The 11,252-nt window shown below is 59.4% G+C and carries 8 protein-coding genes; 6 read left to right on the top strand and 2 right to left on the bottom strand.

What is annotated here, in order from left to right; translation table 11 throughout:
• Positions 1 to 322 precede the first annotated feature (322 nt).
• Positions 323 to 3,244: a sensor domain-containing phosphodiesterase gene (locus tag ACRXB1_RS19430; protein ID WP_449492917.1), complete on the top strand. Its 2,922-nt coding sequence runs from the start codon at positions 323 to 325 to the stop codon at positions 3,242 to 3,244.
• A gap of 4 nt (positions 3,245 to 3,248) precedes the next feature.
• Complete coding sequence (locus tag ACRXB1_RS19425) at positions 3,249 to 4,166, top strand: aldo/keto reductase (RefSeq protein ID WP_449492916.1); 918 nt, start codon at positions 3,249 to 3,251, stop codon at positions 4,164 to 4,166.
• A 6-nt stretch (positions 4,167 to 4,172) separates the two neighbouring features.
• On the opposite strand, the gene ACRXB1_RS19420 is transcribed toward ACRXB1_RS19425, so the two are convergent.
• Positions 4,173 to 5,708 (bottom strand): NADH-quinone oxidoreductase subunit M, encoded by a 1,536-nt coding sequence (locus ACRXB1_RS19420; RefSeq protein WP_174363510.1) that lies wholly within the window; start codon positions 5,706 to 5,708, stop codon positions 4,173 to 4,175.
• A 553-nt stretch (positions 5,709 to 6,261) separates the two neighbouring features.
• Between ACRXB1_RS19420 and cyoA the strand changes: the two genes are divergently transcribed.
• The 4 genes from cyoA to cyoD are packed head-to-tail and all read left to right on the top strand — an operon-like array spanning position 6,262 to position 10,094.
• Entirely contained in the window at positions 6,262 to 7,149 is an 888-nt protein-coding gene (gene cyoA, locus ACRXB1_RS19415) for a ubiquinol oxidase subunit II (protein WP_449492915.1), read from the top strand.
• A gap of 9 nt (positions 7,150 to 7,158) precedes the next feature.
• Entirely contained in the window at positions 7,159 to 9,144 is a 1,986-nt protein-coding gene (gene cyoB / locus ACRXB1_RS19410) for a cytochrome o ubiquinol oxidase subunit I (RefSeq protein WP_449492918.1), read from the top strand.
• Positions 9,144 to 9,761: a cytochrome o ubiquinol oxidase subunit III gene (gene cyoC, locus ACRXB1_RS19405; protein WP_062172518.1), complete on the top strand. Its 618-nt coding sequence runs from the start codon at positions 9,144 to 9,146 to the stop codon at positions 9,759 to 9,761. The genes cyoB and cyoC overlap by 1 nt, the downstream gene beginning before the upstream one ends.
• Positions 9,762 to 10,094: a cytochrome o ubiquinol oxidase subunit IV gene (cyoD, locus tag ACRXB1_RS19400; RefSeq protein WP_062172517.1), complete on the top strand. Its 333-nt coding sequence runs from the start codon at positions 9,762 to 9,764 to the stop codon at positions 10,092 to 10,094.
• A 7-nt stretch (positions 10,095 to 10,101) separates the two neighbouring features.
• On the opposite strand, the gene ACRXB1_RS19395 is transcribed toward cyoD, so the two are convergent.
• Positions 10,102 to 11,252 (bottom strand): FUSC family protein (locus ACRXB1_RS19395; RefSeq protein ID WP_449492914.1); only part of this gene is annotated, 1,151 nt, incomplete at its 5' end.

Below are 11,252 nucleotides of genomic sequence, written 5' to 3'. Positions count from 1 at the left end.
TCTGCTGGGCGTTTCTGTTGCGGTGGAGCGGCGCTCGCTGCTGCCCGGCCCGCGCACAGCGGGCGCATACGCCGAATAAGTCTCCGGCCGTATCCAACTCCTTTTGCACGTCGCATAATGCGGCTCTTGACGCTGGCCGAATAACAGGCCCGCAACGATTCCTTACGGAGTCCCTCAAGCCGAATGCCGCATTTGCCGTAAATACACCTAAGTCCGGCAATTTAAGGGGTGCTTGCTCAGACACCTTGCGAGCCGGTTATTTACGTCGACATCGAACAAAAGTGAGTCAAGAGCCGGCTAACGCCGCCGGCTCGGAGCGCCGATGAACGTCCATTCCGACAAGCTGGCCACGCTCGTGGCGGATGAAAGCGGCGATGCATCCGTCGCGGCCTTCGCACGCCCTGCGCCCGATGCGCCCATGCGTGCAACGATGGATACGTGCATCGATTCGCTGTTGCGCAACGCCGCTACGCTCGCCGATACACCCTGCTGGGCCTGGTATCAGCCCGGCGCCGGCATGCACCTCGCGGCGCAGGGATCGCTCGACAATGCTTGGCCCGCCGTTCTTTCCGTCGACGAGTTTCACGCCTACTGCACGACTCATCGCCTGTGTCTCTGGCCAACCGGCAGCGGCGAAAACATTCTTGGCTGGCTGCTCGCACCGGCTGCCGAAGCGGCGAACCGCACACTGGCCGACTTCGCGAGAAGTCTCGGCGAGGCATTGCAAACCGATGCTCTCGCGCGCGCCCAGACCACGCAGCGCGTGCTCTACGAGATCGCGTATCTCGCGAGTTCGGTGCGCGATCGTTCCGAATTCCTGCTCGGCGTGCATCGGCAACTTGCAACGCTGATCGATGCAGAAAACTTTTATCTCGCGCTCTACGACCCCTCGAACAACGAGATCACGTACCCGTATTACGTCGATGTCATCGATACTTGCGCGCTCGATCCCGCCGCCTACGACACGCTCGATCCGTCGTGCCTGTCGCTCACCGGCCAGGTTCTGACCACGGGCCAGCCGCTCCTGATCGATGCCGCCGGCATTGCCACGGCCGAAACCGAAGGACGCTTCTTCTGCGTGGGCGACCGTCCGGAATTCTGGATGGGCGCGCCGCTCAAGAACGCATCCGACGAAGTGTTCGGCATGATCGCGATGCAGGTCTACCACGTCGCGCGAGTCTATAGCGTGGAGGATCGCGCGCTCTTCCTGGTGGTCGCGCGGCACGTGGCCATGGCGCTCGACCGGATCCTGCATCGCGCGGATCTCGAGGAGACCGTGTCGCGCCGGACGGCCGAACTGTCCGAGGTGAACCGCGCGCTGCGCCTTGAAATCGCGGAACGAAAACGCGCCGAGCATTTGCAGGGCGCGTTGTTCCAGATCGCCGAGTTGTCGAGCCGGCATGGCGACATGCTGGAGTTTTTCCGCAGCCTGCACGGGATCGTTGGCGAGTTGCTGTATGCACGAAACTTCTACGTCGCGCTGGTCGATATTGCTTCGGAGAACGTGTCGTTCCCCTATTATGTCGACGAACTCGTGAACACCATTCCGGCTCCGCGACGCGGCCGGCGCGGCCTCACCGAATACGTGATTCGCGAACGCCGTCCATGTCTCGTCGATCTTGCTGAAGCCGAACGGCTCGTGGACACGGGCGAAATTGAAAGCGCGGGTGAAAGCATCAAGCTGCGTTCCTGGCTCGGCATTCCGCTGTTCGACGGCGACCAGGTGCGCGGTGTGCTCGCGGTGCAAAGTTATTCGTCTCGCGTGCGCTATTCGAAGCGCGACCAGGAGTTGCTGACCTTCGTATCGCGCCATATCGATACCGCGCTGTCGCGGCGCAGCGCGGCCGAAGCGCTGCACGCGGCTAACCTCGAACTCGAGGAGCGCGTGCAGAACCGCACCCGCGAACTCGACGATGCCAACGCGCGCCTGCAACACGAGAATTCGCACGATGCGCTGACTGGACTTCCCAACCGCAGTCATATGCTGCACCGGTTGCAGCAGGCATGGCGCGATCATCATCGCGACGGCGAGCAACTGGCGGTGATGTTTATCGACCTTGACCGGTTCAAGGTCGTGAACGACAGCCTCGGCCATCATTTCGGCGACCTGCTGCTGGTGCAGGCCGCGAGCCGTCTGCGCGGCTGCCTGCGCGACACCGACCTGCTCGCGCGGCTCGGCGGCGACGAGTTCGCGGTGCTGTCGCCGGGTGCGTCGCTTGAGACCGCAGTCGGCATTGCCGAGAGAATCCTTGCCGCGTTCGACTTGCCGTTTCACATTGATGACCATGTGGTGTTTTCATCGTGCAGCATTGGCATCGTGAGCCCGGATGAGCAGTTTCACAAGGAACCCGCCGACCTGCTTCGCGACGCCGATACCGCCATGTATCGCGTGAAGAACGGTGGACGCGACAGCTTCGTGGTCTTCAACCATGAGCTTCGGCGTGAGGTATCGGACCAGGTCGAACGCGAGGGCGCGCTGCGCAATGCGCTCAAACGCGACGACGAACTCGTACCCTACTTCCAGCCCATCGTCTGCGCGAGGTCGGGTCAACTCGTCGCGCTCGAAGCGTTGATCCGATGGCGCCAGCCCGACGGCAGCGTCATCGCGCCCGGCGAATTCCTGCCGGCCGTGGAGGGTCTGCGCCTGATCGGGCGGCTCGACCTCTACATGCTCACGCGCGTGGCGATCATCCTCGCGCAGCCCGAGCATGCTGACTGGCCGCCGGTCCACGTGAACTGTTCGAGCTACAGCATGACGCGGGCCGAATTTGCCGACGATGTCCTCGCGCTGCTCGCGCGTCATGGCGTGGCGCCCTCGCGCATTTGCCTCGAACTGACGGAAGGCGCGCTCGTTGCCGAACCCGATCTCGCACGCCGTTCCATGCAGCGTCTCGCCGATCACGGCATGTCGGTCGTGCTCGATGACTTCGGCGCCGGGTTTTCATCGCTGAGTTATGTGCATCAGTATCGCTTTAGCGGCTTGAAGATCGACCGGTCGTTCATCTTCGAGCTGACCACGAGTCCGCGCAGCCGGGCAATCGTGCGTGCCATCGTGCGGATGGCGGAGTCGCTCGACCTGACCGTGGTCGCGGAAGGCGTGGAAGACGCGGCGACGCTTGCCGTGCTGTGCGAGATGGGCGCGGCGCAGGCGCAGGGTTATTACTTCGCCCGTCCCATGCCATTGGAAGACCTCCTGCTCACCACGCTCGCGCCGCGCCTGCAGGTGCTGGCCCAGGAACCCTGACCGTATGCCAGTCGATGCGCTGCGCCGACAGCTCTTGTTGCTCGCCGCGAGCGGCACATTGCTGCCCTTCGCTGCCCGCCAAGCCTTCGCACAGACATCCATGATGAACAAGCGCGCGATTCCATCGACGGGAGAAATGTTGCCCGTGGTCGGCTGCGGCACATGGCGCACCTTCGATGTGGGCAACGACCCTGCAGCCCAGGCCCGGCTCGCGGACGTGCTGCAGATTCTCTTCGATAACGGCGGCTCGGTCATCGATTCATCGCCCATGTATGGCTCTTCGGAAGCCGTCGCGGGGTCGGTGCTGACACGCATCGACGGACACAAGCGCGCGTTCGTTGCAACCAAGGTCTGGACCGAGGGACGCGATGCCGGCATCGCGCAGATGGAGAACTCCTTGCGTCTCTGGCAACAGCCGCGCATCGACCTGATGCAGATCCACAACCTGCTCGACTGGCAGACGCAACTCGCCACGCTGCGCGACTGGAAAGCGCGTGGACGGATTCGTTATATTGGTGTGACGCATTACACGTCGAGTGCCTTCGGTGAAGTGGAAGCAGTGATGCGCTCGGAGAAGATCGATTTCGTGCAGATCAACTACGCCGCCGATGACCGCGCGGCCGAGGAGACCTTGCTGCCGCTGGCGAAGGAACGGGGCATTGGTGTGATCGTCAACCAGCCTTTTGGCGGCGGCGGTCTGCTTGGGCGGCTGAAAGACAAACCCGTGCCCGAGTGGAGCAAGGAGATCGGATGCACGACGTGGGCGCAACTGCTCCTTAAGTTCGTGCTCGCGCATCCGGCTGTGACGTGCGTGATTCCCGGGACCGGCCGGCCCGAATATATGCGTGACAACGTGCGCGCGGGGTTCGGTAGTTATCCGGATGAAGGGATGAGAAGGCGGATCGCGGAACTGGCCGCTTGATCAAGCCTACCCCGGTTCACGCGCCTTATCCGCCACCGCCCTTGCAACCGGAAGCACTTGCTCATCCGCCGGCTGCTTCGACTCGGATACCTGCTTGAGCAGATTATCCGCCGCCGGCTCGATCACGTCGGTAAGCGGTTTCGGGAAAACGCCAACTGCCAGCACGAGGATCGCCAGCGCACCGAGCGTCACGAACTCGCGCGTGCCGAGGTCAGGCAACTTCGCAACGCGATCGTTCCCAAGCGGTCCATAGATCGTGCGCTTGTACATCCATAGCGTGTACGACGCGCTCAGCACGAGCGTGGTGCAGGCGAGCGCACCAATCCAGAAGTTGAACTTGATCGCGCCCATGATCACCATGAACTCGCCGACAAAGCCCGACGTGCCCGGCAAGCCGACGTTGGCCATCGAAAACAGCATCATGAAAACGGCGAAGCGCGGCATCACATTGGCGACCCCGCCGTAAGCATGTATGGAACGCGTGTGCATGCGCTCCCACAACATGCCGATACCCAGAAACATCGCGCCCGAAACAAAACCGTACGAGATCATTTGCACGATCGCGCCGTCGAGACCGATCTGGTTGAACAGGAAGATGCCGAGCGTGACGAGACCCATGTGCGCGATCGCGGAATATGCGAGCAGCCGGCTCATGTCGGTCTGCGCCAGCGCGACGAGACTCGCATAGATCACCGCAATCAGCGACAACACGATGATGGTCGGCGCAAAGAAATGCGCGGCGTCGGGCGTGACCGGCAATGAAAACCGGATGAACCCATAAGCGCCGAGCTTGAGCATGCCGAGCACCACGGACGCGCCCGTAGGCGCTTCCAGATGCACTTGCGGCAACCATGTGTGGATGGGCCACATCGGCACCTTGACGGCGAACGCGGCAAAAAATGCGATGAACAGCAAGACCTGCGCCGTGAAGCCCAGGGGCAACGCCTGCCATGCCGCAAGATCGAATGTATGCGAGCGATGAAACAGGTACAGCATCGCCATCAGCAACATGAGCGAGCCGCCGAGGGAAAAGAAGAAGAACCTGAACGCCGCCATCGCGCGGTCCTTGCCGCCCCACGAACCGATCAACAGGTACATCGGGATCAGTGTGGCTTCGAAGAATATGAAGAACAGCATGCCGTCGAGCGACGTGAACACACCCACCATCAGCCCGGACAAGAACATGAACGACGCGAGGTACTGGCTGCACCGTGTCCTGATCGCAGACCACGATGCAAGCACCACGATCAGCGTGGTGAATGCGGTGAGCACCGTCAGCCACATGGAGATGCCATCGACGCCGAGATGGTAGGAAATGTCGAAATCGGGCAGCCAGTTGATCCGCTCGACGAACTGCATGGAGGACGAATGCTTGTTGAACGCGGCGATCAACGGCAAGGTAATGGCAAAGCTCAGCGCGGCGCCGGCAAGTGCAAGCCAGCGGGCAGGCATGGGATTGGCGTCTGAGCCGATCGCCAGGATCGCCACGCCGAAGGCCATGGGAATCCAGATTGCGAGACTGAGCAGCGGTATGGAGTGCATCTTCTTGATCGACCTTGGGAAACTGCGGTAACTGGACACATTGCAGAACCGCTGCGCCCGTGGCATGACCCCGCGCTGCAATCGGCGGCGCAATCATAGAGACGTTAAAAAGTGCGCGCATCTCCATTTAATCTTTCAGATTCCTTTCCGATTCGGCATTGACCCCGTCATCCCGGACACCCTCCCCGATGCCGCCTTCGGACTAAATCATTGATGCACTAGGTAAAAACCCTTAATACATTTATGAGTCAAAAGTAATGGAAATGAAACAAAGTGAATAACCGTCCATTCGGTCTTTCTATTTGATGCGACACTATGCCGCAGTCAATTAACGCTAATTTCAACGGGTAATATTTCGTGATAAACAATCCATACGAAATTCACTAAAATTTTAATGTCAATAAAGCTGCGACACCGCGCCGCAGTTTTTCGAGGGCAATTCATTTTTGCGGAAATTGGCACTAATCGTATCGATTCTGAAACGTTACCCTTCGGTCCGGAATAATAAAAATAATGGCGGAGACTGGAGATCCGACCTTCGGGGTTTATATAGATGAATGTAAAACGTTTAAAACCATTCTGTAATTATCTTCCTGCCCTTGCTTCGTTTCTCGTGTCTGGCTGCGATCTCGACGTTTTGAATCCCAAAGGCAGTGTTGGCGTAGCCGAGAAGTCGCTGATCGTGGACTCGACCATTGCGATGCTCATCGTGGTCGTGCCGGTGATTGCACTGACGGCGTGGTTCGCCTGGCGATATCGGGCATCGAACAAGACGGCGGCATACCTGCCGAAGTGGGCGCATTCCAACAAGATCGAAGTAGTGGTCTGGACGGTGCCGACCCTGATCATTGCGTATCTGGCCATATTGACGTGGAACAGCACTCACGCTCTCGATCCATATAAACCACTGCAATCTCAAATCAAGCCAATTAATGTGGAAGTCGTGGCGCTCGACTGGAAATGGCTGTTCATTTATCCGGATCTGGGTATTGCTTCAGTTAATCAGCTCGAGTTTCCAGTTGGCACACCGGTTAATTTCCGGATCACATCTGACTCAGTAATGAATTCGTTCTTTATCCCGCAGTTGGGCGGCCAGATTTACGCGATGGCGGGCATGCAGACCCAACTGCATTTAATGGCGAATGAAGCCGGTGACTACGCGGGCGAATCCGCGAACTTCAGCGGCAGAGGATTTTCGGATATGAAATTCCGCGCCATTGCGACATCGAATGCTGACTTTGAATCCTGGGTTCGCAAGGTGAAGGCATCGCCAACGCAACTCGACGCCGACGTGTACGGCGCCCTCGCCGCGCCAAGCGAAAAGAATCCGGTCGCCTATTACTCGCATGTCGGTCCGGTTTTGTTCAACAACATCATCGCAAAGTACAACAACGGGAACGTCCGCAGCACGACCGACCCGCGATGCGACACGAAGGGGTAAGACGTGGGAATCCTATTCGGCAAGCTGACATGGGCGGCGATTCCGTTCGACCAGCCCATCATCATGGGCGCGGGCGTCATGATGGTTATCGCGGCGCTGGCCGTGCTGGTCCCGGTGACCTATTACAAGAAGTGGGGTTATCTGTGGAATGAATGGCTGACGAGCGTCGATCACAAGAAAATCGGCGTGATGTATATCGTCATTGCGTTCATCATGCTTTTGCGCGGTTTCGCCGACGCCATCATGATGCGCACGCAACTCGCGCTCGCTTATCACTCACCCGGTTATCTGCCGCCTCATCATTACGACCAGATCTTCACGGCGCATGGCGTGATCATGATTTTCTTCATGGCCATGACCTTCATGGTCGGCCTGATGAATATCGTGGTGCCGCTCCAGATCGGCGCGCGTGATGTCGCTTTCCCGTTCATCAACTCACTGAGCTTCTGGATGACCGCGGTGAGCGTGGTGCTCATCAATATGTCGCTCGTGATCGGCGAGTTCGCGCAAACCGGATGGCTCGCTTATCCGCCGTTATCCGAACTGCAATTCAGCCCGGGCGTCGGGGTGGATTATTACTTGTGGAGCCTGCAGCTTTCAGGCGTCGGCACGCTGCTGACCGGCGTCAACTTCTTCGTCACCATCGTGAAGATGCGCGCGCCCGGCATGAGCTGGATGAAGATTCCCGTCTTCACATGGACGGCGCTCTGCACGAACGTGCTGATCATGGCGTCGTTCCCCATCCTGACGGTCACGCTTGCGTTGCTCGGCCTCGACCGCTATCTCGGCATGCACTTCTTCACGAACACGGCTGGCGGCAACCCCATGCTTTACCTCAACCTGATCTGGGCATGGGGACATCCGGAGGTGTACATCCTGATCCTGCCCGCCTTCGGCATCTTCTCGGAGGTGATTGCGACTCACGCGAAGAAGGCGTTGTTCGGCTACAAGACGATGGTCTACGCGACCTGCTCGATCATGTTCCTCTCGTTCGTGGTGTGGCTGCACCACTTCTTCACGATGGGTTCAGGCGCCAACGTGAATTCGTTCTTCGGCATCATGACCATGATCATCGCGATTCCAACGGGCGTGAAGGTATTCAACTGGCTCTTCACCATCTACAAGGGCCGGCTCGAATACAAACCGGCGGTACTGTGGACCATCGGCTTCATGATCACGTTCACCATAGGCGGCATGACGGGCGTGATGATGGCCATTCCAGGCGCGGACTTCGTGCTGCACAACAGCCTCTTTTTGATCGCGCACTTTCATAACGTGATCATCGGCGGCGTGTTGTTCGGGTACCTCGCGGGCTTCAATTACTGGTTCCCGAAGGCCTTTGGTTTCAAGCTCAACGAAAAGCTCGGCAAACGCGCGTTCTGGTTCTGGCTGGTCGGTTTCTACGTGGCGTTCCTGCCGCTCTACGTGCTTGGATTCATGGGCATGACACGCCGCCTGAATCACTACGACAACCCGCAATGGCATCCGTGGCTGCTGCTCGCGGAGGTGGGCGCGGTGCTGATCGCGATCGGGATTGCGCATCAACTGGCTCAGCTCTACGTCAGCATTCGCGACCGCAACCTGCCGGAGAATCGCGACCTGAGCGGCGATCCGTGGGATGGGCGCACGCTCGAATGGGCGACCAGTTCGCCGCCGGCGCCGTATAACTTCGCGGTCATCCCGCACGTTCACGGACTCGATGAATTCATGCATCGCAAGGAATCGGACGAGCTGGCAACGCCGGTGCATTTCGACGATATCCATATGCCCTCCAACACGGCTGCGGGTGTGTTTATCGGCGTGTTCAGCCTGATGCTCGGCTTCGCCGGCGTCTGGCATATCTGGTGGCTTGCGATCGTCGGCCTGATCGGGATCGTGCTGAGCGTGATCGTGCATTCGAGCATTGAGGACGGTGGTTACTTCATCCCGGCGGAAACGGTTCGCCGGATTGAAGAAGGCCGCGGCCATGCGGCGCTTGCGCAGGAGGTGAAGTAATGCTTCAAAAAGTAAATACGGTGCATCTCGCCGACGAGGATCCCTCGGCGCACCATCATCCCGAGTCGCATAGCGTATTCGGCTTCTGGCTGTATCTGATGACCGACTGCGTGATTTTCGCAGCCCTCTTTGCGGTGTTCGCGGTGATGAGCCATCAGTTCGCTGGCGGCGCGAGCGCGAAGGATCTCTTCGAGATCAAGGGTGTTGCGATCGAAACGGCAATCCTTCTGGTGAGCAGCATCACCTTCGGCTTTGGCATGATCGGCGCGCAAAAGCAGAATCGCGGAGCGTTGTTGTTCTGGCTTGCGGTGACGTTCTTGCTGGGGCTGTCATTTATCGTGCTCGAGATTCGCGAGTTCTCGCATCTTGTAGCCGAGGGCAACGGGCCGGATCGCAGCGCGTTCCTGTCGTCGTTCTTTACGCTGGTCGGCACGCACGGTTTGCACGTGACCCTGGGTCTGATCTGGATGGTCGTGCTTGCGGGCCAGGTGATCTTCAAGGGGCAGCTCAGCGAAACCATGCTGCGCCGCCTGACATGCCTGAGCCTTTTCTGGCACTTCCTGGACGTAGTATGGATCTGCGTCTTTACGTTTGTCTATCTCGCGAGCGTGGCCTGAATGTCGAACTCAAATGTGCATAGTGGTGGCGAGGCGCACGGCAGCGTGCGCTCTTATCTGATTGGTTTCGCGCTGTCGGTGATCCTGACGGCGGCGTCGTTTTTCATCGTGATGGGGCACGGCATGGAGACCAGCACGGCCATTTTGCTGATCGCCGCGCTCGCGCTGATCCAGGTGGTCGTGCATCTGGTTTATTTCCTGCACCTGAATGCATCGTCGGAACAATCATGGAACGTGATGGCGTTCGGATTCACCGTGATGACGGCGGTGATCCTGATCGGCGGGTCGATCTGGATCATGCACAACGTCAGCATGAACATGATGTCGCGTTGAACACGCGTCAGGTTTGACGTGCCGTTGTGAGTTCGCTGGAACGGGTCTCGTGATTCATTGAAGACGCAGCGGCACGCCCCGAACGCAATGCAAACAACGACATCGCACCCGCCAGACGGGCGCGAATTTCATCGATCGCAGCGACGTGACTTTCGCCGCGCGCTGTAAGCCCGGTCAGTTCCCGCGCGGTCTGCACGCATGCAAAGAGTGGTCCGATAGCAAGCTCCATCTGCGTATTCCATGCAAACACACGCTGCGTGCGCAAGGGGCGCAACGCCGCTTGCAATTCGTGCCAGCGACGGTCGAGCGTGCGCATGGACGCGATGCTTGCGTGCGCATCAAATGATGTTTCAGTTAGACGCGTGATCTCATTGAGCGCGGCGAGCACGCTCTCCACTTTTGCATCGATGTGATGCGACGTCCGCAGCGGCATCATCAGAACGGCCACCGCCACGGCCACCACGCAGCCAACGAACACTTCCTCCACGCGCATTTCGACCAGTGGGCCGATCGCGAATCCCAATTCGCCATAGATCAGCCCCACCAGCACAGTGATGAAAAACACACCTTGCCCGTAGGAGGTCAGGATGAAGTACGCCCAGCCGAAGACACACAGGATCATCGCGATGACGATCAACACCGGCATGCCATGAAGCAGTTCGACCAGCATCGCGCTGACCGCAACGCCGGCCAGCGTGCCGGCTACGCGCTCCCCAGTCTTGCGGATCGTGTCGCCGCGCGAACGTGTGCCGAGGAAAACGACGAAGGTAGTGATGACCGCCCAGAACCAGCGGTCAGGCGAAACCGAATGTCCGATCAGCATGGCGATCAACGCCGCCGTCGTGGCCCGGCTTGCTGGCAGCCATGAAAGAAGCCCGCGCCACGAGGCAATGGATTTCTTCGATGCCGCTGCGCGCGTGGTCGAACTTCCCGCATCCCGGCCCGCACGCGCAAGACGCCTTAGCGCGATTCGCAAGCGTTCATCGGTTTGTTCGAGCAGCGCGCCTTCCCGTGCATGCAGGGCGGCGGCGATTTCCACCTCGATCAACCTCGCGCGCAGCCGCTGTGCGCCGGCGAAATCGAGCAGATCGAGTTGCTCTTCGACGGCGAGCGCCGCTTCGTTGAGGGACGATAAATGGGCGATCGCCTGCGCTTCAA

It is taken from the genome of Caballeronia sp. M23-90 (genome assembly GCF_053574605.1).
Note: the sequence above shows the minus strand (reverse complement) of the source record. Positions and strands in the feature narration are given on the sequence as shown.